Origin of the sequence: Kocuria sp. LHG3120, assembly GCF_049897445.1 — a bacterium.
GTDB lineage: Bacteria > Actinomycetota > Actinomycetes > Actinomycetales > Micrococcaceae > Kocuria > Kocuria rosea.
Genome location: NZ_JAFCWG010000002.1, coordinates 26,424 through 51,292, shown reverse-complemented (window position 1 = coordinate 51,292; position 24,869 = coordinate 26,424). Strand labels below are relative to the sequence as shown.

Annotated in this window: 22 protein-coding genes; 7 read left to right on the top strand and 15 right to left on the bottom strand. The window is 72.5% G+C overall.

Features of this window, described 5'->3' with window-relative positions; all coding sequences use genetic code 11:
* The first annotated feature begins 94 nt into the window (after positions 1-94).
* The gene (locus ACP7CD_RS04250; protein ID WP_095651557.1) at positions 95-892 is read left to right on the top strand and encodes a DUF4191 domain-containing protein; all 798 of its coding nucleotides are present in this window, start codon (positions 95-97) and stop codon (positions 890-892) included.
* Between the two features lie 108 nt (positions 893-1,000).
* Here ACP7CD_RS04250 and ACP7CD_RS04245 read toward each other — a convergent pair whose 3' ends face one another.
* A complete protein-coding gene (locus ACP7CD_RS04245; protein WP_426119093.1) occupies positions 1,001-1,447 on the bottom strand; it encodes an RDD family protein in 447 nt (148 codons plus the stop codon).
* A 196-nt stretch (positions 1,448-1,643) separates the two neighbouring features.
* Here ACP7CD_RS04245 and glnA (ACP7CD_RS04240) point away from each other — a divergent pair, with 196 nt between their 5' ends.
* Entirely contained in the window at positions 1,644-3,068 is a 1,425-nt protein-coding gene (gene glnA / locus ACP7CD_RS04240; protein WP_426119091.1) for a type I glutamate--ammonia ligase, read from the top strand.
* A 106-nt stretch (positions 3,069-3,174) separates the two neighbouring features.
* Here glnA (ACP7CD_RS04240) and ACP7CD_RS04235 read toward each other — a convergent pair whose 3' ends face one another.
* The gene (locus ACP7CD_RS04235) at positions 3,175-6,240 is read right to left on the bottom strand and encodes a bifunctional [glutamine synthetase] adenylyltransferase/[glutamine synthetase]-adenylyl-L-tyrosine phosphorylase (protein WP_426119089.1); all 3,066 of its coding nucleotides are present in this window, start codon (positions 6,238-6,240) and stop codon (positions 3,175-3,177) included.
* Between the two features lie 18 nt (positions 6,241-6,258).
* Positions 6,259-7,599 carry a type I glutamate--ammonia ligase gene (gene glnA / locus ACP7CD_RS04230; protein ID WP_017834147.1) on the bottom strand — a complete coding sequence of 447 codons (1,341 nt, stop codon included), beginning with the start codon at positions 7,597-7,599 and terminating at the stop codon, positions 6,259-6,261.
* Positions 7,600-7,737: 138 nt separating this feature from the next.
* Here glnA (ACP7CD_RS04230) and panB point away from each other — a divergent pair, with 138 nt between their 5' ends.
* The gene (gene panB, locus ACP7CD_RS04225; RefSeq protein ID WP_426119086.1) at positions 7,738-8,574 is read left to right on the top strand and encodes a 3-methyl-2-oxobutanoate hydroxymethyltransferase; all 837 of its coding nucleotides are present in this window, start codon (positions 7,738-7,740) and stop codon (positions 8,572-8,574) included.
* Between the two features lie 64 nt (positions 8,575-8,638).
* Here the strand turns inward: panB and ACP7CD_RS04220 are convergent, their stop codons facing one another.
* Complete coding sequence (locus ACP7CD_RS04220) at positions 8,639-8,815, bottom strand: SPOR domain-containing protein (protein ID WP_017834145.1); 177 nt, start codon at positions 8,813-8,815, stop codon at positions 8,639-8,641.
* A 131-nt stretch (positions 8,816-8,946) separates the two neighbouring features.
* On the opposite strand from ACP7CD_RS04220, the gene map reads away from it, so the two are divergent.
* The 4 genes from map to ACP7CD_RS04200 are packed head-to-tail and all read left to right on the top strand — an operon-like array spanning position 8,947 to position 12,507.
* Positions 8,947-9,846 carry a type I methionyl aminopeptidase gene (gene map / locus ACP7CD_RS04215; protein ID WP_336649341.1) on the top strand — a complete coding sequence of 300 codons (900 nt, stop codon included), beginning with the start codon at positions 8,947-8,949 and terminating at the stop codon, positions 9,844-9,846.
* Positions 9,847-9,904: 58 nt separating this feature from the next.
* Positions 9,905-10,717, top strand: a complete 813-nt coding sequence (gene ppgK / locus ACP7CD_RS04210) for a polyphosphate--glucose phosphotransferase (protein WP_017834143.1) — start codon at positions 9,905-9,907, stop codon at positions 10,715-10,717.
* Positions 10,718-10,750: 33 nt separating this feature from the next.
* Positions 10,751-11,767: a glycosyltransferase family 2 protein gene (locus ACP7CD_RS04205; protein ID WP_336649339.1), complete on the top strand. Its 1,017-nt coding sequence runs from the start codon at positions 10,751-10,753 to the stop codon at positions 11,765-11,767.
* On the top strand, positions 11,671-12,507 hold the full coding sequence (locus ACP7CD_RS04200; protein WP_426119083.1) for a polysaccharide deacetylase family protein: 837 nt from the start codon (positions 11,671-11,673) through the stop codon (positions 12,505-12,507). The genes ACP7CD_RS04205 and ACP7CD_RS04200 overlap by 97 nt, the downstream gene beginning before the upstream one ends.
* 154 nt (positions 12,508-12,661) lie before the next feature.
* On the opposite strand, the gene nrdR is transcribed toward ACP7CD_RS04200, so the two are convergent.
* The 11 genes from nrdR to ftsZ all read right to left on the bottom strand — a co-directional run bounded on the left by nrdR (position 12,662) and on the right by ftsZ (position 24,776).
* On the bottom strand, positions 12,662-13,231 hold the full coding sequence (gene nrdR / locus ACP7CD_RS04195; RefSeq protein ID WP_081994156.1) for a transcriptional regulator NrdR: 570 nt from the start codon (positions 13,229-13,231) through the stop codon (positions 12,662-12,664).
* A gap of 7 nt (positions 13,232-13,238) precedes the next feature.
* On the bottom strand, positions 13,239-14,594 hold the full coding sequence (hisD, locus tag ACP7CD_RS04190; RefSeq protein ID WP_017833674.1) for a histidinol dehydrogenase: 1,356 nt from the start codon (positions 14,592-14,594) through the stop codon (positions 13,239-13,241).
* Positions 14,595-14,652: 58 nt separating this feature from the next.
* Positions 14,653-18,201, bottom strand: a complete 3,549-nt coding sequence (dnaE, locus tag ACP7CD_RS04185) for a DNA polymerase III subunit alpha (RefSeq protein WP_426119080.1) — start codon at positions 18,199-18,201, stop codon at positions 14,653-14,655.
* A gap of 91 nt (positions 18,202-18,292) precedes the next feature.
* Positions 18,293-19,243, bottom strand: coding sequence for an RluA family pseudouridine synthase (locus tag ACP7CD_RS04180; RefSeq protein ID WP_426119078.1), 951 nt, complete (start codon positions 19,241-19,243; stop codon positions 18,293-18,295).
* A complete protein-coding gene (gene lspA / locus ACP7CD_RS04175; RefSeq protein WP_109243795.1) occupies positions 19,236-19,826 on the bottom strand; it encodes a signal peptidase II in 591 nt (196 codons plus the stop codon). Before lspA ends, ACP7CD_RS04180 begins: the two co-directional genes overlap by 8 nt.
* 202 nt (positions 19,827-20,028) lie before the next feature.
* Complete coding sequence (locus tag ACP7CD_RS04170; RefSeq protein ID WP_144836557.1) at positions 20,029-20,766, bottom strand: DivIVA domain-containing protein; 738 nt, start codon at positions 20,764-20,766, stop codon at positions 20,029-20,031.
* Between the two features lie 185 nt (positions 20,767-20,951).
* Positions 20,952-21,242, bottom strand: coding sequence for a YggT family protein (locus ACP7CD_RS04165; RefSeq protein WP_017833679.1), 291 nt, complete (start codon positions 21,240-21,242; stop codon positions 20,952-20,954).
* Between the two features lie 9 nt (positions 21,243-21,251).
* Positions 21,252-21,773 carry a cell division protein SepF gene (locus ACP7CD_RS04160; protein WP_017833680.1) on the bottom strand — a complete coding sequence of 174 codons (522 nt, stop codon included), beginning with the start codon at positions 21,771-21,773 and terminating at the stop codon, positions 21,252-21,254.
* A 128-nt stretch (positions 21,774-21,901) separates the two neighbouring features.
* Complete coding sequence (locus ACP7CD_RS04155; protein WP_035924049.1) at positions 21,902-22,681, bottom strand: YggS family pyridoxal phosphate-dependent enzyme; 780 nt, start codon at positions 22,679-22,681, stop codon at positions 21,902-21,904.
* Positions 22,678-23,409 (bottom strand): polyphenol oxidase family protein, encoded by a 732-nt coding sequence (locus ACP7CD_RS04150; protein ID WP_426119074.1) that lies wholly within the window; start codon positions 23,407-23,409, stop codon positions 22,678-22,680. The genes ACP7CD_RS04155 and ACP7CD_RS04150 overlap by 4 nt, the downstream gene beginning before the upstream one ends.
* Positions 23,410-23,528: 119 nt before the next feature.
* Positions 23,529-24,776, bottom strand: a complete 1,248-nt coding sequence (ftsZ, locus tag ACP7CD_RS04145) for a cell division protein FtsZ (protein ID WP_035924051.1) — start codon at positions 24,774-24,776, stop codon at positions 23,529-23,531.
* Positions 24,777-24,869 lie beyond the last annotated feature (93 nt).

Genomic DNA, 24,869 nt, shown 5'->3' with positions numbered 1-24,869 from the left:
AAACTGGAGGACGGACCACGGCCGGGCGCCCTGACGCCCTGACGCCGCGGGTCCCCCGGAACACCGCCACCGCACCACAGGACGAGGTCTCACCGTGTCACCTTCCCACGCCAAGTCGCGCCCCGCGTCGCGATCCACCTCCCCCGGGAAGCCGGCGGGCAAGCCGGCCGGGAAGCCCACCCGGGCGCAGAAGCGCGAGGCGAAGAAGCAGCGGAAGGCGACCAAGGGGCCCGGCTTCCTCGGCCAGATCAAGCAGGTCTTCAAGATGACCCGCGAGGTCGAGCCCAACATCGGCTGGTGGATGCTGCTGATCGGCCTCGGGGTGCTGCTGGTCTTCCTGCTCATCGGCGCGCTCCTCGGCAACTGGATCACCGGGCTGCTCATCGGCCTGCCGTTCGCCCTGCTGGCCGCCTCCTTCTACCTGTCCCGGCGGGCCGAGCGCGCCGCGTTCGCCCGGATCGAGGACCAGCCCGGGGCCGCCGGCGCCGCGCTGTCCGCGCTGCGTCGCGGCTGGATCGTGGAGGACCAGCCGGCCGCCATGGACCCGCGCACCCGCGACCTCATCTTCCGGGCCATCGGCCGGCCCGGGGTGGTCCTCGTGACCGAGGGCCCCGCGGGGCGGGTCGACAAGCTCGTCGCCAAGGAGCGCCGCCGGATCGGCCCCGTGATCCAGAACGTGCCGATCCACGTCATCAAGACCGGCAAGGGCGAGGGGCAGGTCCCGCTGCGGGAGCTGTCCAAGCGGATGAAGAAGCTCGACAAGAAGCTCACCCAGCAGGAGGTGCAGACCGTGCACAAGCGGATCAGCACCCTGGGCAACCGCCTGCCGATCCCCAAGGGCGTGGACCCGATGCGCGCCCGCCCGGACCGCCGGGCCATGCGCGGCCGCTGAGCCGCAGGCCCCGCGACACGTATCACGACACGCACGGAGCCCCCCGCCTTCCTCGGAAGGTGGGGGGCTCCGTCGTCGTGGTGCCGGGTGCCGCGCCCGGCGCTGCGCTCAGCGCGTGCGGACGAGGATCGTCTCCGCCGCCCGGTCGTGCAGGCCGCGCTGGTCCGGGTCGAACACGACCGCCGGGATCACGAGGCACAGCAGGAGGGCGCGGACAGCGGCGCGGGCGAACCCTGCCGGCCGCCCCGCCAGCGCCTGCACCTGGAGGCCCAGGAGCAGGTGCCCGGGGGTGTGGCCGGTCGCGCCGACCAGCAGCACGTTGAGCACGAACAGGAACGCCAGGGTCATCAGGCCCTGCTCGTTCCACTGGGGCACGAGCCACTCCGCGAGGCCCCAGCACAGGAACCAGTCCACCACCAGGGCCACGATCCGCCGCCCCACGCGTCCCACGGAGCCCGGCCCGTGCTCCGGTCGCCCGAGGCGCTGCCCCGGGTACTGCTGCCGGCCGGTCCCCGGTCCCTCGAGCCACGAGCCCACGTCACGTCTGTCGATCATCCCCTCAGGGTATCGGGGCGGGACTCCCCTAGACTGACGGGAGACCGTGGCTCCCCGGCGGTCCTCCGCGTAACACCGAGGAAACACCCGGGACACGGGGCCTTAATGCCCGGTCCGTAGCGTTGGCCCCGGAAACGGACGCCGCACGAGCATTCCCGGCACGGCGGTCCAGCCCACCTAACAAGGAGAACAGCACATGTTCCAGACACCCGAGGAAGTCCTCACGTTCATCAAGGACGAGGAGATCGTCTTCGTCGACGTCCGGTTCACGGACATGCCCGGCGTGCAGCAGCACTTCAACCTCCCCGCCAAGTCCGTGGACGACGACTTCTTCGAGCACGGGCAGCTGTTCGACGGCTCCTCCATCCGGGGCTTCCAGGGCATCGCCGAGTCCGACATGCAGCTCATCCCGGACCCGACGTCGGCCTTCGTGGACCCGTTCCGCGTCGAGAAGACCCTCGTGGTCACCTGCTCGATCGTGAACCCCCGCACCGGGGAGCCCTACCACCGCGACCCCCGCGGCGTCGCCGAGCGCGCCGAGGCGTACATGGCGTCGACCGGCATCGCGGACGTCGCCAACTTCGCCTCCGAGGCCGAGTTCTTCATCTTCGAGGACGTCCGCTACGACATCCAGCCCCAGGGATCCTTCTACGCCATCGACTCCGACGAGGCCGCCTGGAACACCGGGCGCAAGGAGGAGGGCGGCAACCTGGGCAACAAGACCGCCACCAAGGGCGGCTACTTCCCGGTCTCCCCGGTCGACAAGCAGGCCGACCTGCGCGACGCGATGTGCGTGGCCCTGGACGAGGTGGGCCTCGAGGTCGAGCGCTCCCACCACGAGGTGGGCGCTCCCGGCCAGGCCGAGATCAACTACAAGTTCAGCACGCTCACCCGGGCGGCCGACGACCTGCAGAAGTTCAAGTACGTCATCAAGAACACCGCGGACGCCTTCGGCAAGTCGGCCACGTTCATGCCCAAGCCCGTCTACAACGACAACGGCTCCGGGATGCACTGCCACCAGTCCCTGTGGAAGGGCAGCGAGCCGCTGTTCTACGACGAGAAGGGCTACGCGGGCCTGTCCGACATCGCGCGTTGGTACATCGGCGGCCTCCTGGAGCACTCCTCGGCCGTGCTGGCCTTCACCAACCCGACGGTGAACTCCTACCGTCGCCTGGTCAAGGGCTTCGAGGCGCCGGTCAACATGGTGTACTCGCAGGGCAACCGCTCCGCCGGCATCCGCATCCCGATCACGGGCACCAACCCGAAGGCCAAGCGCCTCGAGTTCCGCGCCCCGGACCCCTCGTGCAACCCGTACCTGGCGTTCGCCGCCCAGCTGATGGCGGGCCTCGACGGCATCCGCAACCGCATCGAGCCGGCCGACCCGATCGACAAGGACCTCTACGAGCTGCCCGCCGAGGAGGCCAAGGACATCAAGAAGGCCCCGGCCTCGCTCGAGGAGGCGCTGCTGGCCCTCGAGTCGGACCACGAGTTCCTGCTCGCCGGTGACGTCTTCACCGAGGACACCATCCAGTCCTGGATCGAGTACAAGCGCGAGTTCGAGCTCAAGCCGCTGTCCGTGGTCCCGCACCCGCTGGAGTTCTCGATGTACTACGGCGTCTGATCCGCACGGATCGACCGCTTTTCACGGGGAAGGCCCCGGACCCCACGAAGGTGTCCGGGGCCTTCCCCGTGCCGCGGGCGGCACGACGACACCGTCGGTGGCACCGTCAGTGCCCGTAGAAGAGCCGCTCGAACACGGCCCGGGCCTTGCGGGTGGTGCGCAGGTAGTCCTCCTCGAGCCGGCCGGCGCAACCATGGGAGTACCCGCACCAGCGGGCCACCGCCTCGAGGTCGGCCCGCTTGGCGGGCAGGGCGTCGGAGCGGCGCCCGGTCCGCAGGACGTTGCCGTTGCGCACCGCCGTGGCCAGCCGCCACGCGGCGGACAGGGCCAGGGCGTCCTCGGCGCTCACGAGACCGGCCTCCTCGGCGGCGTGCAGGGCCCGCAGGGTGCTCGTGGTCCGCAGCCCCTGGATCCGGTGCCCGTGCTGGAGCTGCAGCGTCTGGACGAGCCACTCGACGTCCGAGAGCCCGCCGCGGCCCAGCTTCAGGTGCCGGGCCGGGTCCGCGCCGCGCGGCATCCGCTCGTTCTCCACGCGGGCCTTCATCCGCCGGATCTCCAGCAGCTGGCGCTCCGTGAACTCCGCCGGGTAGCGCAGCGGGTCCACGACCCGCCGGAACGCGTCGGCCAGCTCGTCGCTGCCGGCCAGGGGCAGCGCCCGGGTGAGCGCCTGGAACTCCCAGGTCTGCGCCCACCGGGCGTAGTACTCGGCGTAGGACTCGACGGAGCGCACCATGGGCCCCTGCCTGCCCTCGGGGCGCAGGTCGTTGTCGATCTCCAGCACGCGCTCCGCCACGATGGGCGGCGTGCAGGGCGCCTTGAGCAGCTGCACCATCCGCTGCAGCAGGGTCTCGGCCTGCTCCCGGGCCGCGGCGGGGTCCGCGTCCCCCACCGGGGCGTAGACGTACATGACGTCGGCGTCGGAGCCGTAGCCGATCTCCCGCCCGCCCTGCCGGCCCATCGCGACGACGAGGACGTCGGCGAGCCGGCCGGCGCGGTCGTAGACCTCCCGCTCGGCCACGTGCAGGGCGCCCAGGACGCAGACCCGGTCGATGTCGGACAGCGCCGCCACGACCTGCTCGACGTCCAGCAGCCCGGAGGTGTCCGCGAGTGCCACGCGCAGCTCCTCGCGGCGCCGGATGAGGCGGATCATCCGCACGGCCTCCCCGGGGTCGGGGTGACGGGCCATCTGGGCGCGGATCTCGCTCCACAGCGTCTCGAAGGACACCGGGCACAGCTCGTCGTCCTGGCCGAGCCAGGCGGTCGCCTCCGGGGAGTTCTCCAGCAGGTCGGTGACGTACCGGGAGCTGGAGAGGATCTGGCACAGGCGTTCGGCGGCGGCGTTCGAGTCGCGGAGCAGGCGCAGGAACCAGGGGGTGGTCCCGAGGGACTCGGAGAGCCGCCGGAAGCCCAGCAGCCCGGCGTCGGCGTCGACGCCGTCGGCCAGCCAGGCCAGGAGCACGGGCAGCAGGGTGCGCAGGATCTCGGCCCGCCGGCTGACGCCGCGGGTGAGCGCCTCGATGTGGCGCACGGCGGCCTTCGGGTCCCGGTAGCCGAGCGCGGCGAGCCGGTCCCGCACCGACTCCGCCGAGAGCTGCGTGTCGGTCTCGGGCAGGTGGGCGAGCGCGGCCAGCAGCGGCCGGTAGAAGATCCGCTCGTGCATCCCCCGGACGCTGCGCTTGACCTTGCGCCACTCCTCGAGCAGCGAGTCGCCGGAGGGGCGGGCGGTGTCCGCGGCGCCGCGCAGGGAGCGGGCGATGACCGTGAGCTCCTGCTCGCCCCGCGGCATGAGGTGGGTGCGGCGCAGCCGGAACAGCTGGATGCGGTGCTCCAGGAGGCGCAGCCAGCGGTAGTGGGCGGAGAACTGCTCGCTGTCCCGGCGGCCGATGTAGCCGCCCTCGGAGAGCGCGGCCAGGGACTCGGTCGTGGCCTGGGTCCGGACCCGCTCGTCCGTGCGCCCGTGCACCAGCTGGAGGAGCTGGACGGTGAACTCGACGTCGCGCAGCCCGCCGGGGCCCAGCTTGATCTGGCGCTCGCCCTCGGCGGCCGGGATGTTGTCGGTGACCCGCCGGCGCATGGCCTGCACGGACTCGACGAAGCCCTCGCGCCCGGAGCTGCGCCACACGAACGGCTCGATGGCCTTCCGGTAGGCCTCCCCGAGCTCCGGGTCCCCGGCCACGGGCCGGGCCTTGAGCAGGGCCTGGAACTCCCAGGACTCGGCCCACCGCTCGTAGTAGCGCACGTGCGAGTCCAGGGTGCGCACGAGCGGCCCGTCCTTGCCCTCGGGCCGGAGGTTGGCGTCCACCTCCCACAGCGGGGGCTCCGCGCCGCGGGCCATGAGCGCCCGGGCGGTGCCCGTGGCGAGGGCCGTGGCGATGACGGTGGCCTCCGCCCCGTCCAGGGGCTCCGCGCCTTCCGGGTCCTCGACGGCCATGACGTGGACGACGTCGACGTCGGAGATGTAGTTGAGCTCCCGGGCGCCGCACTTGCCCATCCCGATCACGGCGAGCCGCACCCGGTCGACGGTCTCGGGGGCCCAGGTCCCCGCCGCCTCCGCCCGGGAGACGGCGAGCGCCCCCTCGAGGGCCGCGGCGGCCAGGTCGGCGAGCTGGCGGCCCACCGCGGGCATGTGGTCGGCGGGGTAGAGGGCCCCGACGTCCCGGATCGCGATGCGCGTCAGCTCCCGCCGGTAGGCCGCGCGCAGGGCGCTGCAGGCGGCGTCACCGGTCCCGGAGGCCACCGGGGTCCGGGCGGCGGGGTCCGCGCCGACCGCCGTCAGCAGCGCGTCGCGGAACTGCTCGCCGGGGATCTCCGCCGGCTCGGCGGCGGCGGGCTCCGCGAGCAGGTCCAGGTGCTCGGGGCGCCGGAGCAGGAACTCCCCGAGCGCCTCGGAGGAGCCCAGTAGCCGGAACATGGCCTCGGAGGCCTCAGGGCCGGCGTTGATCCGCTCGGCGAGCTCCGGGGAGCCCTCGAGGAGCCGGACGGTGAGCCGCAGGGCGACATCGGGCGAGGCCGCCAGGGCCAGACCCTCCAGCAGCCGGTCGAGGTCGACCTCGGCGAGCTCCGGGAAGCCGAGCCAGCGCTGGGCGTTGCCCGTGTCCGCGAAGCCGACCTTGATGAGACGGCCGGACGGGACGGTGCCCGCCGGGGCCGCGGACTGGGGAGGGTGTGTCATGGGACGGTCCGTCCGGGGTCAGAGGATGCCGAGGTTGTTCTTGAGCTCGAAGTGCGTGACGACCCGGCGGTAGTCGTTCCAGTCGCGGCGCTTGTTGCGCAGGAAGTAGTCGTAGACCTGCTCCCCGAGCAGCTCGGCCATGAACTCCGACTCCTCGGTCTCCCGGATGGCGTCGTACAGGCTCGAGGGCAGCGGGTTGTGGCCGAGGGCGCGGCGCTCCGCGGAGCTCATCGCCGCGACGTCGTCCAGCTCCACGGGCGGGAGCTCGTACTCGTTCTCGATGCCCCGCAGACCCGCGGCCAGCAGCGCGGCGTAGGAGAGGTAGGGGTTCGTGGCGGAGTCGATGCCGCGGTACTCGATGCGCGCGGCCTGCACCTTGTCCGGCTTGGACAGGGGCACCCGCACGAGCGCGGAGCGGTTGTTGTGGCCCCAGGACTGGTAGGAGGGGGCCTCTCCCCCGCCCCACAGCCGCTTGTAGGAGTTGACGAACTGGTTGGTCACCGACGTGAACTCGGGGGCGTGCCGCAGGATGCCGGCGATGAAGTGCCCGGCCGTGCGGGAGAGGCGGAACTCGGACCCGGCCTCGAAGAAGGCGTTGGTGTCCCCCTCGAAGAGCGAGAAGTGGGTGTGCATGCCGGAGCCGGGGTGCTCGGTGAACGGCTTGGGCATGAAGGTCGCGTACAGCCCCTGCGAGAGCGCGACCTCCTTGATGACCGTGCGGAACGTCATGATGTTGTCGGCCGTCTGCAGGGCGTCGGCGTAGCGCAGGTCGATCTCGTTCTGCCCGGGGCCGGCCTCGTGGTGGGAGAACTCGACCGAGATCCCGACGGCCTCCAGCATGTTCACGGCCTTGCGCCGGAAGTCCTGCACCACGCCGCCCGGCACGTGGTCGAAGTACCCCTCGTGGTCCACGGGCGTGGGCCGGCCCTCGGCGTCGAGGTCCGCGGACTTCAGCAGGTAGAACTCGATCTCCGGCGCCGTGTAGCAGGTGAAGCCCATGTCCGAGGCCTTCTCCAGGACGCGCTTGAGCACCCCGCGCGGGTCCGAGGAGGAGGGCTCGCCGTCCGGGGTGAGGATGTTGCAGAACATCCGGGCGGTGGGCTCCGTCTCGCTGCGCCAGGGCAGGATCTGGAACGTGGACGGGTCCGGCTGCAGGAGCATGTCCGCCTCGGAGACCCGCGACAGGCCCTCGATGGAGGAGCCGTCGAAGCCGAGCCCCTCCTCGAAGGCCGCCTCGACCTCGGCGGGGGCCAGGGCCACCGACTTGAGGCTCCCGACGACGTCCGTGAACCACATGCGCACGAAGCGCACGTCGCGCTCCTCGATGGTCCTGAGGACGAACTCCTGCTGACGGTCCATGGTTGTCTTCCTCGTCTTCCTGCCCGGGAGTGCTGTGCCGCCCGGGCACGCCTGCTGTCCCGCCCACTCTAACGCGCTGCCCCGCCGCGCCCGCCGGACCGGACGGCCGCGGACGGGCGCGCCCGATAGGGTGGGGCCATGACCCAGGAGACCCCCCGCCCGGCACCGGGCGCGCTGGACGTGCGCCGGGTGCGCACGCACCACCTGCGCGAGGCCAAGCGCCGTGACGAGAAGTTCACGATGCTCACGTGCTACGACGCCCTGACGGCGGCGATCTTCGATGCGGCCGGCGTCGACTCGCTGCTGGTCGGGGACTCCGCGGGCAACAACGTCCTGGGCCACTCCAGCACCCTGCCCGTCACCGTGGACGAGCTGCTGCCGATGTGCCGTGCCGTGTCCGGCGCCGTCGAGCGCGCGTTCGTGGTGGTGGACCTGCCCTTCGGCTCCTACGAGGCCTCCCCCGAGCAGGCGGTGGCCACCGCGGTGCGCTTCCTCAAGGAGGGCGGCGCGCACGCGGTGAAGCTCGAGGGCGGGGCGTGGTTCGCCCCCCACGTCCGGGCCATGGTCCAGGCCGGGGTGCCCGTCGTGGCCCACATCGGCTTCACCCCGCAGAGCGAGCACGCCCTGGGCGGGTACCGGGTGCAGGGCCGGGGCGACGCCGCGCGCACGCTCGTGGAGGACGCCCGTGCCCTCGAGGCCGCCGGGGCCTTCTGCCTGGTGATGGAGATGGTCCCGGCGGAGGCCGCCGCGGCCGTGGACGCTGCCCTGGAGATCCCGACCGTGGGCATCGGGGCCGGGCCCGCGACCACGGGGCAGGTGCTCGTGTGGCAGGACATGCTGGGGCTGCGCCGGGGCCGGATGCCGCGCTTCGTCCGGCAGTACGCGGACCTGCACGAGGTGGTCTCCGACGCCGTGGGCCGCTACGTCGAGGACGTGCGCTCGGGGGCCTTCCCGGCCCCGGAGCACGGCTTCTGAGCCACCGCGCCCGGCGCACCGTTCCGGGGCGCCCCGGCCGTCGGGGTGCTGGGCCCGCGGCGGATCAGCCCTCCTCGAAGGCGCGGTCCTCCTCGTCCCACTGCCGGGTGCGCTCCGCGGCGAGCTTGAGGGCGTTCTGCGCCTCCTCGCGCGTGGCGTAGGGCCCGAGCAGCTTGCGGTAGTCCGACTGCGGGCCCTCCTCGACCTGGTGGGTGTAGGTGTTGAACCAGTACTCGGCCATGACCTCTCCTCTCGGTGGCCGCCGGGCCCCGGTGACCGGACCGGCCCCGTGCCCGGCGCGCTAGGGTAGATCCTAGGCCCGGACCGGCCCGGACGGGGCCGGCCCACCCGATCCAGGAGGTCCAGACCCCCGTGCCCACGCACAACCTCACCGCTCCCGCCCCCGGCGGCACCGCCCCCGTCGGCGCCCTCGCCCCCGGCTCCGTGACCCCCGGCCGGCCCGTGCCGGCGTCCATCCCCCGCCCCGAGTACGTGGGCCGGGCGGAGCCGGACGAGGGCCGCGGCGGCAACGTCTACACCCCGGACGAGATCGAGCTCATCCGCGCGGCGGGCCGGATCGCGGCGCGCGCCCTGCAGGAGGCCGGCCGGGCCGCCGTGCCGGGCACGACCACGGACGAGCTCGACCGGATCGCCCACGAGTACCTGTGCGACCACGGGGCCTACCCCTCCTGCCTGGGGTACCGGGGCTTCCCCAAGTCCATCTGCACGTCCCTCAACGAGGTGATCTGCCACGGCATCCCCGACTCCACGGTGCTGGAGGAGGGCGACATCATCAACCTGGACGTCACGGCCTACAAGGACGGCTTCCACGGCGACACCAACCGGATGTTCCTGGTGGGCGAGGTCGACGAGCAGTCCCGCCTGCTGGTCGAGCGCACCGAGGAGGCCCTGAACCGGGCCGTCAAGGCCGTTCGCCCGGGCCGGGAAATCAACGTCATCGGCCGCGTCATCGAGAAGTACGCCCGGCGCTTCGACTACGGCGTGGTGCGGGACTTCACCGGCCACGGGGTGGGCCGGGAGTTCCACTCCGGGCTGATCGTCCCCCACTACGACGCCGCGCCGTCCTACTCCACCCCGATGGTCCCGGGCATGGTCTTCACGATCGAGCCCATGCTGACCCTGGGCACGATCCAGTGGGAGCAGTGGGACGACGACTGGACGGTGACCACGCGCGACCGGCGGCGCAGCGCGCAGTTCGAGCACACCATGGCCGTCACCGAGGACGGGGCGGACGTCCTCACCCTTCCGTAGGCCCTGCCGTAGACTGCCCACTGATCATCCGACCACGGCCCCACGAGAGGACCGCTCCATGACCACACCAGACCGCGACGTCGCCGCCGTCCCGAACCGCCGCGTCATCGGCATCGACTTCGGCGGCACCGGGACCAAGGGCGGGATCGTGGACCTCGACACGGGCGAGCTCGTCGGCGAGCGCTTCCGGATCGCCACGCCCCGCCCGGCCACCCCCGAGAAGGTCGCGGAGGTGATGCAGCAGATCGTCGCGGAGCTGCAGTCCCGTCCCGAGGCTCCCGCCCCCGACTCGCCCGTGGGCATCGTCTTCCCGGCGATCATCAAGGAGGGCGTGGCCCTGTCCGCGGCGAACATCGACAAGTCCTGGATCGGCACGGACGTCGACGGCCTCATGACCGAACGGCTCGGCCGTCCGGTCGAGGCACTCAACGACGCCGACGCCGCCGGGCTGGCCGAGGCCGTCTACGGCGCCGGACGGGGCGTCAAGGGCCTGGTCATCGTGATCACCCTGGGCACCGGGATCGGCTCCGCCCTGATCCTCAACGGCAAGCTCGTCCCCAACGCCGAGCTGGGGCACCTGGAGATCGACGGCCACGACGCCGAGACGAAGGCGTCCGCCGCCGCGCGTGAGCGCGAGGACATGCCGTGGAAGAAGTGGGCGACCACCCGCCTGCAGCGCTACTTCAGCCACGTGGAGTTCCTGTTCTCGCCCAACCTGTTCGTGGTCGGCGGCGGGGTGTCGAAGAAGGCGGAGAAGTTCCTCCCCTTCATCGAGCTGCGCACGCCCGTGAAGGTCGCCGAGCTCCGCAACAACGCCGGCATCGTGGGCGCCGCCCTGTGGGCCGGCATTCCGCACGCGCCCGAGAGCTGAGCCCTCGCACACGAATCGCACCGGGAGAGATCTGTGAACAGCACCGTGGGAGATGACCGACTGCCAGCCGTGACAATCGGGGTGCCGACCTACCGGCGGCCGGAAGTACTGCCTCGACTCGTCGGCGAGCTGGGTGAGCAGGCCGATGACCTTCTAGGGCGGGCTGGGGGGGCCGCCCTCGCCCGCTCGGTGCGGATCGTCCTGGCCGACAACGACCCGGAGCGCTCGGCGGAGCACATCGTTGCGCATCTGGCGAGTTCCTGCGCCGACCGCGGACTGGAGGTGCAGTACGCGAGCGAGCCCGTCCCCGGCATCGCCGCGGTGCGCAACAGGCTGCTGGAGGAGTCGCGCGGTGAGGACGTCCTCCTCAGCATCGACGACGACGAACGTCCCCGCCCGGGCTGGGCGCGCCATCTGGTGGATACCTGGGGCCGGACCGGCGCTGCCTTCGTGGCAGGCAGGGTCGTCCCGGAGTACACCGGTGAGGTCGACCCGTGGTTGCTGGCCGGCCGGTTCTTCGTACGTCGGCAGCTGCCGACGGGGACAGTCGTCCCGTTCGCGGCCGGTGGCAACATGCTCCTCGATCTGGCCCAGATTCGGGCCGCCGGCGTGCGTTATCGCGATGACTTCGGTCTTTCCGGAGGAGAGGACACGGTTTTCACCAAGGAGCTGCACGCAACAGGCCGCTCCATCGTCTGGTGCAACGAATCGGAGGCCGTGGACGTCGTGCCGACCGAGCGCCAGACACGCCGCTGGGTGCTGACCCGGGCCATGAGCCATGGGAACACGACGGTCCTCTCCGAGACCGTGTTGGCACCCTCACATCGACGTCGGGCGATACGCGCCCGAGCCGCGGTCGGGGGAATGGTGCGCCTTGGGGGCGGCACCGGGCGTGCTCTCGGAGGTTTCGCGAGCCGAGCGCCCGTGCACCAGGCACGCGGTCTGCGCACCGCGTGCCGCGGTATGGGCATGCTGCTCGGGGCGGCCGGTTGGTCCTACGAGGAATACGGCCGCGACGGCCGGCTCGTGCGCTTCCAGCTCGGAGCGTGAGCATCGTGCTCAACGCTGGCTCCCGGTGCGCCCGAACGGTGCGTGGCGTCCTCCGTCCCGCCACGAGCGTGGTCGGGACGCCCGTGCGAGTGCGGACGGAGGCGTCGCGGATCGCCCTTACGTTCGACGACGGGCCGGTGCGCACCGTCACCCCTGCGATATTGGACGTCCTGAGCGACTTCGATGCCCATGCCACCTTCTTCGTGCTCATGACCAGAGCGCGCACCGATCCCGGCCTTGTGCGGGACCTGAGTTCCGCCGGCCATGAGGTCGGTCTGCATGGGCCCGACCACCGCTCCTTGCGCACCTTCACTCCCCGCCAAGTCCGCAACCGGACGCGTCGCGCTCGTGACGAGCTGGAGCAGATCACCGGAGCGCCCGTCAGCTGGTTCCGGCCGCCCTACGGCGCACAGTCTCCGACGAGGTGGGCGGCCGTGCGCAGCCTCGGCCTGGAACCGGTGCTGTGGTCCGCCACGACCTGGGACTGGAAGGACGTCCCGCAGGCCAGACGCGTCGAGAAAGCCCTCGGCGACTGTTCGGCCGGGGATATTCTGCTCGCGCACGACAATTTCGCAGATGCAGTTGATGGTGTCAGCGACGGGCCCCGGCCGGAGGTCGACAAGACGGAACTCATCCGACTGGTGCTCTCCGGCCTGTCCGAGCGGGGCTTGACGGCCACGACGGTGTCCGAACTGCTCAGCACGGGGCACTTCGACCGGCGCATCAGCTTCGCACGCTGATTCGCAGAAAAAACCCGCCGGGGGCCGCGGCTTCCCCTCCGCAGCCCCCGGCGGGAGCTTGTTGTGGACCCCACTCTACGGTCCTCATCCGGCCTGCGGCAAGGGACACGCCGGGACGTGGCGGCCGGAGCCGGTGCACCGCACGGGCGGGTCGTCAGAGCAGCCTCGGCTGGGACACGCCCTCGAGGCCCTTGCCCCGCGGCCGCCGGCCGCTGCGCTTCCGGGCGGCGCCGATGGGCTCCACGGTGGCGGGGATGGTCTGCTGCCCGGTCTGCTCGGCCTGCTGCCGGCGCAGGAGGTCGATCGCCTCCTCGAAGTCCCCCAGGCCGTCGAAGGCCTGGTAGACGCTGGCGAAGCGCAGGTACGCCACGACGTCCAGCCGGCGGAGCGGGGCCAGGATCGCGAGCCCCACCTCGTGCGCCTCGATCTCCGCGGCGCCCAGCGCCCGGATCGTCTCCTCGACCTCCTGGGCGAGCATCGCGAGGTCGTCCTCGCTCACCGGCCGCCCCTGGCAGGCCTTGCGCACCCCGTTGACGATCTTCTGCCGGTCGAAGGGCTCGGTGACGCCCGAGCGCTTGATGACCGAGATGGTCGTGGTCTCGAGCGTGGTGAAGCGCCGGCCGCACTCGGAGCACTGGCGGCGGCGGCGGATCGCCGTCCCGTCGTCCGTGGTGCGGCTGTCGACGACGCGGGAGTCGGTGTGACGGCAGAACGGGCAGTGCACGGTCGGATCAGCTCCCGGTGCGGATCGTGATGGCCCGGCCGTGCGCGGGCAGGTCCTCGGAGCGCGCGACGGCCACGATGTCCTCCCCGATCACGGCGAGCGCGTCCTGGGTGTACTCGACGATCTGCACCGCCTTCATGAAGGCGGTGGTGGACAGGCCCTGGGCGTGCACCGCCGTCCCGCCCGTGGGCAGCACGTGGTTCGAGCCCGCCGCGTAGTCGCCGAGCGGGACGGGGCTGTAGGGCCCCAGGAAGATCGCCCCCGCGTTGCGCACCCGGGCGGCCACCTCCTGCGGGTCGGCGGTGTGGATCTCGAGGTGCTCGGCGGCGTAGGCGTCGGCCACGGCGATCGAGGAGTCGAGGTCGTCGGTGAGCACGATCCCGGACTGCGGCCCGGACAGGGCGGTGGTGATCCGCTCCCGGTGCTTCGCCTCGGGGACCTGGACGGCGAGCTCCGCGGCGACCCGCTCGGCGAGCTCGGGCGAGTGGGTGATCAGCACCGCGCCGGCGGCGGGGTCGTGCTCGGCCTGGGAGATGAGGTCGGCGGCCACGTAGGCCGGCACGGCGGTGTCGTCGGCCAGCACGGCGATCTCGGTGGTCCCCGCCTCGGCGTCCACGCCGACCACGGAGCGGAGCAGGCGCTTGGCGGTGGCGACGTAGACGTTGCCCGGACCGGTCACGGTGTCGACCGGCTCGAGGACGTCGTCGCCGTCCGTGACCCCGTGGGCCATGGCGGCCAGCGACTGGGCGCCGCCGATGGCCCAGACCTCGTCCACCCCGAGCAGCCCCGCGGCCGCGAGGATCGTGGGGTGCGGCAGGCCCCCGAACTCCTTCTGCGGCGGGCTGCACAGCACCACGGAGCCGACCCCGGCCGCCTGGGCCGGGACGACGTTCATGACCACGGACGAGGGGTAGACGGCCAGCCCGCCGGGCACGTAGAGCCCCGCCCGGCGCAGGGGCGTCCATCGGTGCACGAGCACGGCGCCGGGCGCGACCTCGACGCGGGCGTCGGCCGGGCGCTGCGCCTGCGCGAAGGCCCGGGTGCGCTCGATGGCGGTCTCCAGGCCCCGGCGCACGGCCGGGTCCAGCTCGTCGACCGCCCGCCGGATCTCCGCCGGGTCGACGCGCAGCCGGTCCTGGGCCACGCCGTCGAAGCGCTGCGCGTAGCGGCGCAGGGCGACGGCGCCCTCGGTGCGGACCGCGGCGATGATCTCCTCCACGGCCTGCTGCGCCGAGGCGAGCGACGTGGAGCTCTGCCGGGGCACTGCCGCCCGCAGCTCGGACCAGGACAGGTGCCGGCCGCGCAGGTCGATCGTTCGCAGGACGGGAGTCGTGGTCGTCTCAGCAGTAGTCACGCTCTCCATGGTATTCCACCGCGGCGCCCGGCCGGGTGCCGGGCCTTGCGCTCAGCCGCCCGGTGGGCTACACCTCCAGGCAGGTCGGGCCGAGCAGCACCTTGAGGTCCCCGAACAGCGCCGGTGAGGGGTTCACCCGCAGATCGGGGCCCAGACGCAGGACCTGCACCTTCTGGCGGGTCTCGAGGTGGATGCGCACCTCGGAGTCCCCGCGGTGGTTGCGCAGCACCGCGCCGATCTCCCTGACCGTCTCCTCCGTGGCGCGGAACTCGGGCAGGGCGATCAGCACGGGGCCGCTGTGCCCGTCCGCCGAGAGCTCCGGCACGGTGAGCTCCTGCGCGGAGATCGTCACCGACCCGTCGTCCCGGCGCTGCAGCCGGCCCTTGATCACGCAGATGAGGTCCTCCGCGAGCACGCCCGCGATGGGGGCGTAGGCCTTGCCGAAGAACATGATCTCGATCGAACCCGTCCGGTCCTCGAGCTCCACCCGCGCGTAGGCGTTGCCCGAGGTCTTGGCGATCCGCCGGGACAGGGAGGTGATCATGCCCGCCACGGTCACCACGGCGCCGTCGGGCCGGCCGTCCTCGCCGAGCAGCGGCTGGATCGAGGTGTCGGCGTACTGCCCGAGCGCCTCGTCGAGGCCGCGCAGCGGGTGGTCGGAGACGTACAGGCCGAGCATCTCGCGCTCGAAGGCCAGCAGGTCCTTGCGCTCCCACTCGGGCACGTCCGGCACCGCGACGGTCAGCGACGTCGAGGGGTCCTCGTCGTCCAGCCCCATGCCCCCGAAGAGGTCGAACTGCCCGGCCGCCTCCTGGCGCTTGACGGCGACCGTGGCGTCCACGGCCTCCTCGTGGCAGAGCACGAGTCCGCGCCGGGTGTGGCCCAGCCGGTCGAAGGCGCCCGCCTTGACCAGGGACTCGATGGTGCGCTTGTTGCACACCACGGCGGGGACCTTCGCGAGGAAGTCGTTGAAGGAGGTGAAGGCGCCGTGCTCCTCCCGGGCCTCGACCATCGCGCTGACCACGTTGGCGCCCACGTTGCGCACCGCGCCCATCCCGAAGCGGATGTCGGTGCCCACCGGGGTGAAGTTCAGCGCGGACTCGTTGACGTCCGGGGGCAGCACGGTGATGCCCATCCGGCGGCACTCGGTGAGGTACAGGGCGAGCTTGTCCTTGTCGTCGCCCACCGAGGTGAGCAGCGCGGCCATGTACTCGGCCGGGTAGTGCGCCTTGAGGTAGGCCGTCCAGTAGGAGACGAGGCCGTAGGCGGCGGAGTGGGCCTTGTTGAACGCGTAGTCCGAGAAGGGCAGGAGGATGTCCCACAGGGCCTTGATCGCGGCCTCGGAGTAGCCGCGCTCCACCATGCCGCCGTGGAAGCCCTCGTACTGCTTGTCCAGCTCCGACTTCTTCTTCTTGCCCATGGCGCGGCGGAGGATGTCCGCCTGGCCGAGCGTGAACCCCGCGACCTTCTGGGCGATCGCCATGACCTGCTCCTGGTAGACGATCAGGCCGTAGGTCGTGTTGAGGATCTCCGCGAGCGGCTCCTCGAGCTCGGGGTGGATCGGGGTGATCTCCTGCTGGCCGGTCTTGCGCAGCGCGTAGTTCGTGTGCGAGTTCGCGCCCATGGGACCCGGGCGGTACAGCGCGATGACCGCGGAGATGTCCTCGAAGTTGTCGGGGCGCATGAGTTTGAGCAGCTGGCGCATGGGCCCGCCGTCGAGCTGGAACACCCCGAGGGTGTCGCCGCGGGCCAGCAGCTCGTAGGACTCGGCGTCGTCGAGCAGGAGGTTCTCCAGGTCGAGGACGAACCCGTCCTGGTTCAGCGTGATGTTCTCGATCGCGTCGGAGATGATCGTGAGGTTGCGCAGCCCCAGGAAGTCCATCTTGATCAGCCCGAGCCCCTCGGAGGTGGGGTAGTCGAACTGGGTGATGACCTGCCCGTCCTGCTCGCGGCGCATGATCGGGATGATGTCGATCAGCGGGTCCGAGGACATGATGACGCCCGCCGCGTGCACCCCCCACTGCCGCTTGAGCCCCTCGAGGCCCTCGGCGGTGTCGAAGATCTTCTTCGCCTCCGGGTCCTGGGCGAGGATCTCGCGCAGCTCGTCGGCCTCCCCGTAGCGCTTGGCGCTCTCGTCGTAGACGTCCTTGAGGGAGATGCCCTTGCCCATGACGTCCGGCGGCATGGCCTTGGTCAGCTTCTCCCCCATCGAGAAGGGGTAGCCGAGCACGCGCGAGGAGTCCTTGAGCGCCTGCTTGGCCTTGATGGTGCCGTAGGTGACGATCATGGCCACGCGCTCGTCGCCGTACTTCTCGGTGACGTAGTGGATCACCTCGGAGCGGCGGCGGTCGTCGAAGTCCACGTCGAAGTCGGGCATGGAGACGCGGTCCGGGTTGAGGAAGCGCTCGAAGATCAGGCCGTGCTCCAGCGGGTTCAGCTCGGTGATGCGCATGGCGTACGCGACCATCGAGCCGGCCCCGGAGCCGCGGCCCGGGCCCACCCGGATCCCGTTGTTCTTGGCCCAGTTGATGAAGTCGGCCACCACGAGGAAGTACCCGGGGAAGCCCATCTGCAGGATGATGCCCTTCTCGTAGTCCGCCTGCCGCTGGACGTCCTCGGGGATCCCGCCGGGGAAGCGGTGGTGCAGGCCCCGCTGCACCTCCTCGACGAACCAGGACTCCTCGTCGTGGCCCTCGGGGGTCGGGAAGCGGGGCATGTAGTTCGCGGAGGTGTCGAACTCGACGTTGCACCGGTCCGCGATCTCCAGGGTGTTGTCGCAGGCCTCGGGGAAGTCCCGGAACAGCTCCCGCATCTCCGCCGGGGACTTCAGGTAGAACTCGTCGGCGTCGAACTTGAACCGCTTCGGGTCCGCCAGCGTCGAGCCGGACTGCACGCACAGCAGGGCGGCGTGGGACTTCGCGTCCTCGGCGTGGGTGTAGTGCAGGTCGTTGGTGGCCACGAGCGGCAGCTGCAGGTCCTTGGCGAGCTTGAGCAGGTCGCCGGTGACCCGCTTCTCGATCCCGAGGCCGTGGTCCATGAGCTCGCAGTAGTAGTTCTCGGCGCCGAAGATGTCGCGGAACTCCGCCGCGGCCTGCCGCGCCTCCTGGTACTGGCCCAGGCGCAGACGGGTCTGCACCTCGCCGGAGGGGCAGCCGGTGGTCGCGATGAGGCCCTTGCCGTAGGTGTTCAGCAGCTCGCGGTCCATGCGCGGCTTGTACAGCTGGCCCTCCAGGGACGCCAGGGACGAGGCGCGGAACAGGTTCTGCATGCCCTGGGTGGTCTCCGCGAGCAGCGTCATGTGCGTGTAGGCGCCGCCGCCCGAGACGTCGTCCCGGCCGCCGTCGGCGAACTTCACGCGGGTGCGGTCGGAGCGGGCGGTGCCCGGCGTCAGGTAGGCCTCCACGCCGATGATGGGCTTGATCCCCGCGTTGCGGGCCTTGTTCCAGAAGTCGAAGGCCCCGAAGACGAAGCCGTGGTCGGTCGTCGCCAGGGAGGACATCCCCAGTTCGTGGCAGGCCTCGAAGAGGTCGTCGAGGCGTGCCGCACCGTCGAGCATCGAGTACTCGGTGTGCACGTGGAGGTGGGTGAAGCTGTTCTTGCCGGTCGCCGTCGTCACCCGACCAGTGTAGTGGTCCGCACCGACCGCTCCGCCCCGCCGGGGCCGTCCCGCGGCGGCCGGCTCCCCCGGCCGGGGCCGCTCCGCCGGGTCAGGCGGGACCGCCGTCGCGCAGCATCTCGAGGGCGAAGGAGAGGTCCGGCGGGTACGGGCTCTCGTACTCGACGGGCTCACCCGTGCCGGGGTGCTCGAAGCCCAGGCGCTTGGCGTGCAGCCACTGCCGGGTGAGCCCGAGGCCGGCCGACAGCGCGGGGTCCGCGCCGTAGGTGAGGTCCCCGCAGCACGGGTGGCGCAGCGCGGAGAAGTGCACGCGGATCTGGTGGGTGCGGCCGGTCTCCAGGTGCACCTCGACGAGCGCCGCCCGGCCGAAGGCCTCCAGGACCTCGTAGTGGGTGATCGACGCGCGGCCGCCGTCGACCACGGCGAAGCGCCAGTCGTAGCCGGGGTGGCGCCCGATCGGCGCGTCGATCGTCCCGCGCAGCGGGTCCGGGAGGCCCTGCACCACCGTGTGGTAGACCTTCGTCACCGTCCGGTCCTTGAAGGCGCGCTTGAGCGCGGTGTACGCGCGCTCGGTGCGGGCCACGACCATCAGCCCGGACGTGCCGACGTCGAGCCGGTGCACCACACCGGCCCGTTCGGGGGCGCCGGAGGTGCTCACGGTGACGCCCGCGCCCGCCAGGGCCCCGACCACGGTCGGTCCCTTCCAGCCCGGCGAGGGGTGCGCGGCGACGCCGGGGGGCTTGTCGATCACCACGATGTCGTCGTCCAGGTGCACCACGCGGAAGTCCTCGACCAGCTGGGGCACGATCCGGGCCGGGTCCTCGGGGACGGGCACGTGCACGGTGAGGGTCTGCGAGGCCTCGACCCGGAAGGACTTGGCGACGGGCCGGTCGCGGTGCAGCACGCGGCCCTCGGCGCAGAGCACGGCGGCCGCGGAGCGGGAGAGCCCGGTGAGGGCGGCCACGGCCGCGTCCGCGCGCTGGCCCTCGAGCTCGGGCGGCACGGTGAAGCGCTCCTGCACGTGCTCCTCGGGCTCAGCCACGGGTGCCCTCCTCCTCCGGCGCGGCCTCGACCGGCTGCGCGTCCGGGGCGCCCGCGCCCGTGCGGGTGCCGTCGAGCTCCCGGCCGAGCAGCGTCAGGAGCACCACGAGGGAGACCCCCACGACCACCCCGCAGTCGGCGATGTTGAAGATCGCGAAGCGCGGCACGGCGATGAAGTCCACCACGTGGCCCATCCCGGAGCCGGGCTCCCGCAGGAGCCGGTCGGTCAGGTTGCCGAGGGCGCCGCCGAGGACGAGCCCCAGGGCCAGGGCCCACGCGGCCGAGCGGACGCGGCGGAGGGTGAGCACGATGAGGACGGAGACGACCACCATGACCAGGGTGAAGACCCAGGTGATGTTCTCCCCCAGGGAGAACGCGGCGCCGGGGTTGCGGATGAACTGCCACCACAGCAGTCCCTCGACCACCGGCGTCCGCTGGCCGAGCTCCATGGTCGCGACGACCCACCACTTGGTGAGCTGGTCCGCGGCGTACACCAGCAGCGCGGCGGCCGCGGCGAGGAGGAGGACGCCCCGCGGGGTCCGGCGGTCGGGTGCTCCGGCGGGGACTTCGGGGGACTCGCTCATGCTCTCCTCGGGTGGCGGGGCGGGGATCGGGCCCGCCCCGGGTGGCGGGGCGGCGGGGACGTCGGCCCCGTTCCATGGTGCCACGTCCGCCGGGGAGCCATCCGCCCCGGGGGCGCCCCGCCAGGGCGGCCCGGGGCGGACGACGACGGAGGGACCGGCACGTGGCCGGTCCCTCCGCGGGGTGCGCGTCGCGGCGCGGCGGCTAGGCCTGCTCGGACCGGACCGGGCCGACGGCGCCGTCCGCGGCCTGTGCGGGCTCGAGGGACGGGGTGGTGTCCAGGTCCTGCAGCTGGTCCTGGATGTACGCCTTGAGGTTGGTGCGGTAGTCCTGCTCGAAGGCGCGCAGCCCCGAGACGCGGGCCTGCAGCTCGGCCTGCTCCTCCTGGAGGGCCGTGAGGGTCTCCTCGCGCGTGCGCTGGGCGTCCGTGACGAGCTCCTCGGCCCGCTCGCGGGCCTCGCCGACGATCCGGTCCCGCTCGGCGGTGCCCTCGGCGACGTACTCGTCGTGCAGCTTCTGGGCCATCGCCAGGACTCCGGCCGCGGACTGCGCCGCGCCGGAGGTGGGCGCGGTCTCCGCGGGGACGGTCTCGGCGGCTCCGGTGCCGGCCGCGGCGGGCGAGGTCAGCTCCACCGCCTCCTGCGGCGCGCCGCCGGCGACCGGGGCGGGGGCCTCGACGGTCTCCCCAGCGGTCTCTCCGGCGGTGTCCTCGGCGACCGGGAGGCCGGGCTCGGAGACGGGCGACGGCGCGGAGTCCTTGGGCGCGACGGGCTGCCCGGCGGCCTCGAGCTGCTGCTTGAGGTCGGTGTTCTCCTGGTTCAGGCGGCGCAGCTCCACGACGATCTCGTCGAGGAAGTCGTCGACCTCGTCCTGGTCGTAGCCCTCCCGGAACTTGGTGGGCTGGAACCGCTTGTTGATGACGTCTTCGGGCGTCAGAGCCATGGGTGCATTCCTTCGTGGGCGGAGCGCGGGCGCGGCCCGCGGCGGGGGATCCGTCCGACCGGGGCCGGGGCGGCGCGGTGGCCGGCGCCCGGTGGTCGTGCGGTTACAGCGTACAGGCCGGTCCCCGGCGGGCCGGGTCCGACAGGCGCCGGGCCGGACCGGCACTGCGTCAGACCGGCACTGCGTCAGACCAGCATCGAGCCGATGATGCCCTGGACGATGCTGACGGCGAAGATGAGGATGAGGAACCCGAGGTCCAGCGACACCCCGCCGAAGCGCAGGGGCGGCACGATCCGCCGGAGCCACCGCATCGGCGGGTCGGTGACGGTGTACACGGCGGAGGCCCCGACGAGGGCGGCTCCCCGGGGCCGCCAGTTGCGGGCGAACATCTGCACCCAGTCGAGCACGAGGCGCGCGAGCAGCGCGACGTACACGAGGTGCAGTGCCAGGTACAGCACGGAGAGCAACAGGTCCATCGGTCCGCCTCAGTCCTCCTGGTGGTCGTCGGTCTCGTCCTCGCCGCCGGCGGGGTGCCCGACGACCTCCACGTAGGACGGGGTGAGCAGGAAGACCTTGCCGGTCACCCGTTCGATGGAGCCGTGCAGGGCGAAGACCAGGCCGGCGGAGAAGTCCACCAGGCGCTTGGCCTCGGCGTCGCCCATGTCGCTGACGTTCATGATGACGGGCGTGCCCTCGCGGAAGGCCTCGCCGATGGACTTCGCGTCGTTGTAGGAGCGGGGGTGGACCGTGGTGATCGTGCGCAAGGTCGAGCTGTCCTCTCGAGAGCTGGAGGGGGCGCGTTTGATGGGGGTGACCGGCGCCCGGTACTCGGCCGACCGGCGCGGCACGGCCACTGCGGTGGACTCGTGGGCGCGGGCCTCGCGCGGCTCCTCGCGGACCGCGGCGGTGGGCTGGTGCTCCTGGCGGGACGGCGTCGGCTCGTCGTAGTCCTCGTCCGTCTCGGCGAGGCCGAGATAGATCATGGTGCGGCGCAACGCTCCGGCCATGGTGCTCTCCTTGACTGTCTGTGCGGATATCGGCGGTGGGGGGGGTTCCGGGATCCTCGGACCGCCCTGCGCCCGTGGTGCTGCCCGGAACGCGGTACGGCCCTGGCCCCGCGGGGCCGTCCTCCAAGCTATCCTACGGGCGCCCGGGGCCCGAGGATATCGGAGCCGACGCGCACGTGCGTGGCTCCCCGGGCGACCGCCTCCTCGAGGTCCTGGCTCATCCCCGCGGACACGGCCGTGGCCTCCGGGAGGGACCGCCGCAGCCGCTGCGAGAGCTCCAGGAGGCGGTCGAAGGCGGGCCCCGGGGGTGCCCCCAGCGGGGCGACGGCCATGAGGCCCCCGGCCCGCAGCCCCTCGGTGCCGGCGATCTGCTCGGCGAGCCCGACGACGTCCTCGGGGCGGGCGCCGCCGCGGCGCTCCTCCGCGTCCAGGGACACCTGGACGAGGCACGTCAGGTCCTGCTCGGCGCACGGCCCGGGGGCCGCGTCCCCGGCCGCCACGGCCTCCCGGTGCCGCTGCACCGCCTTGCCGAGGGCCGTGACCAGGGAGGCCCGGTCCACGGAGTGCACCCACCCCGCGTAGCGCACCACCGACTTCGCCTTGTTGGACTGGAGCTGGCCCACGAAGTGCCAGGTGAGGGGTCCGTCCACGAGCCCGGCCACCTCCCGCGCCTTGGCGGCGGCCTCCTGGTCCCGGTTCTCCCCCACGTCCCGGACGCCGAGCCGGTGCAGCCGGGCCACGTCCGCGGCCGGGAAGAACTTCGTCACGGCGACCAGCACGGGCTCCTCGGCCGCCCCGCTCCCCCGCGCCGCGGCCGCGATCCGGGCACGCACCCGGTCGAGGGACCGGGCGAGCTCCAGGGTCCGCGGATCGTCGCCGCCGGGGGCGGCGGCCGGGTCGGCGCTCACGCGGCGTCCTCCCCGAGGGGACCCGAGCGCCAGACGAGGCCGACGATGCGGCCGGAGCCGGGGTCCCTGCGGTGCGAGGACAGCCGCTCGTTCTCGAGGGTGCAGGAGGGGCCGGCCCCCGACGGCTCGACGACGCCGACCCCGAGGGCGGTCAGCCGCTCCCGGGCCCCGGCGCGCAGGTCGAGGGCAGGGGTGCCCCAGGACGTCGTGGCGGCCACCGCGGGGATCCGCTCCGCGGACTCCTCGCGCATGGCGGCCGGCACTTCGTAGCAGCTGCCGCAGATCGAGGGGCCGAGCCAGGCCGACAGCCCGCTCGCGCCCCGGGCCCGCAGCTGCTCGACGGCGCGCTCGAGCACGCCCTCGAGCAGGCCGCGGCGCCCGGCGTGCGCCACGCCCGTGAGCGGGCCGCGGGGCCCCTCCCCGACCAGCACGACGGGCACGCAGTCGGCGACCATCACGGCCAGCGGCACGCCCGTCGCCGTGACCGCGGCGTCCGCGGTCGGCACGGCCGGCCGGTCGTGCCGGTCCGCGTCGGCCACGTCGGTGCCGTGCACCTGGTCGAGGAACACCAGGGAGCCCCCGGGCACGCCGATCGACCGCTCGAGCGCGGCCCGGCGGGCCCGCACCGCGTCCGGGTCGTCACCCGTGTGCAGGGCGAGGTTGCCCGCGCCGCGGTCCGTGAACGCCACCCGGACGCCCTGCCCGACGTCGTCCTGCCACCAGAGCACCGGGTCCTCCTGTCGTTGCTCGTCGTGTCTCGTCGCGCCGCCGGAGGAACCGGCGGCGGGGCTTAACGCGCCCTGGGGGCGGACGCGGGTCCACCGCGTCCGCCCCCAGGAGGCCGGACTCACTTCAGGAAGTCAGGGAAGTCCAGGGAGTCCTTGCGCCCGGAGCCCGCCCCGGCGCCGGCCTCCGCCTCGGCGGGCAGGTCGACGTCGAAGCCGGCGTCGTCGGGCACGTCGTCGTTCTGCACCGGCTGCGCCCACCGCTGCGAGGTGGAGGGCTGGGCGAAGGACGGGGTCCCGCCGCGCTGCGGGGCACGGCCCACGCCGGCGGGCTGACCGGCGCCGGACCCGAAGGCCGCGCGCGTGGTCGCCGCCTGCTGGGCGGCCGCGTTGGTGTTGTTCGCGTTGGTCTCCGGGCTCACCGAGTCGAAGCCCGCGGCGATGACCGTGACGCGGGCCTGGTCGCCCAGGGCGTCGTCGATGACCGCGCCGAAGATGATGTTCGCCTCGGGGTGGGCGACCTCCTGGACCAGGCGGGCGGCCTCGTTGATCTCGAACAGCCCGAGGTCGGAGCCGCCCTGGATGGACAGGAGCACGCCGTGGGCGCCGTCGATCGAGGCCTCGAGCAGCGGCGACGCGATCGCGAGCTCGGCCGCCTTCACGGCACGGTCCTCGCCCTGCGCGGCGCCGATGCCCATGAGCGCCGAGCCGGCGCCCTGCATCACGGACTTCACGTCGGCGAAGTCGAGGTTGATCAGGCCCGGGGTGGTGATCAGGTCCGTGATGCCCTGCACGCCGGAGAGCAGCACCTGGTCCGCGGACTTGAAGGCGTCCAGCATGGACACGTTGCGGTCGGAGATGGACAGCAGCCGGTCGTTGGGGATCACGATGAGGGTGTCGACCTCGTCGCGCAGCGTCTCGATCCCGTTCTCCGCCTGGTTGGACCGGCGGCGGCCCTCGAAGGTGAACGGGCGGGTGACGACACCGATGGTCAGGGCGCCCAGGGAACGGGCGATGCGGGCGACCACGGGGGCGCCGCCGGTGCCGGTGCCGCCGCCCTCGCCGGCGGTCACGAAGACCATGTCGGCCCCCTTGAGGACCTCCTCGATCTCCTCGTGGTGGTCCTCCGCCGCCTGGCGGCCGACATCGGGGTTGGCGCCGGCGCCCAGGCCGCGCGTGAGCTCGCGCCCGACGTCGAGCTTGACGTCGGCGTCGCTCATCAGCAGGGCCTGCGCGTCCGTGTTGATCGCGATGAACTCGACACCGCGCAGCCCCTCCTCGATCATCCGGTTGACGGCGTTGACGCCGCCGCCGCCGATTCCGACGACCTTGATGACGGCCAAGTAGTTCTGGGGGGTGGAGGAGTCCATGGGTACCTAACTGGAGATGGTTCGGGTCGGGGATGGCGAGCCGTTTCTCAACCTTCTATCGAAGGTCGAATCTCATGCCGTCAGCTGCTCCCC

Coding starts and splice junctions, on each gene's coding strand:
- ACP7CD_RS04165 (WP_017833679.1), bottom strand. CDS start 21,242: ATGGACCTGTTGCTCTCCGTGCTGTACCTGGCACTGCACCTCGTGTAC.
- ACP7CD_RS04170 (WP_144836557.1), bottom strand. CDS start 20,766: ATGGCTCTGACGCCCGAAGACGTCATCAACAAGCGGTTCCAGCCCACC.
- ftsZ (WP_035924051.1), bottom strand. CDS start 24,776: ATGGACTCCTCCACCCCCCAGAACTACTTGGCCGTCATCAAGGTCGTC.
- glnA (WP_017834147.1), bottom strand. CDS start 7,599: ATGGACCGTCAGCAGGAGTTCGTCCTCAGGACCATCGAGGAGCGCGAC.
- panB (WP_426119086.1), top strand. CDS start 7,738: ATGACCCAGGAGACCCCCCGCCCGGCACCGGGCGCGCTGGACGTGCGC.
- ppgK (WP_017834143.1), top strand. CDS start 9,905: ATGACCACACCAGACCGCGACGTCGCCGCCGTCCCGAACCGCCGCGTC.
- ACP7CD_RS04160 (WP_017833680.1), bottom strand. CDS start 21,773: ATGGCCGGAGCGTTGCGCCGCACCATGATCTATCTCGGCCTCGCCGAG.
- lspA (WP_109243795.1), bottom strand. CDS start 19,826: ATGAGCGAGTCCCCCGAAGTCCCCGCCGGAGCACCCGACCGCCGGACC.
- ACP7CD_RS04220 (WP_017834145.1), bottom strand. CDS start 8,815: ATGGCCGAGTACTGGTTCAACACCTACACCCACCAGGTCGAGGAGGGC.
- ACP7CD_RS04245 (WP_426119093.1), bottom strand. CDS start 1,447: ATGATCGACAGACGTGACGTGGGCTCGTGGCTCGAGGGACCGGGGACC.
- glnA (WP_426119091.1), top strand. CDS start 1,644: ATGTTCCAGACACCCGAGGAAGTCCTCACGTTCATCAAGGACGAGGAG.
- ACP7CD_RS04235 (WP_426119089.1), bottom strand. CDS start 6,240: ATGACACACCCTCCCCAGTCCGCGGCCCCGGCGGGCACCGTCCCGTCC.
- hisD (WP_017833674.1), bottom strand. CDS start 14,594: ATGGAGAGCGTGACTACTGCTGAGACGACCACGACTCCCGTCCTGCGA.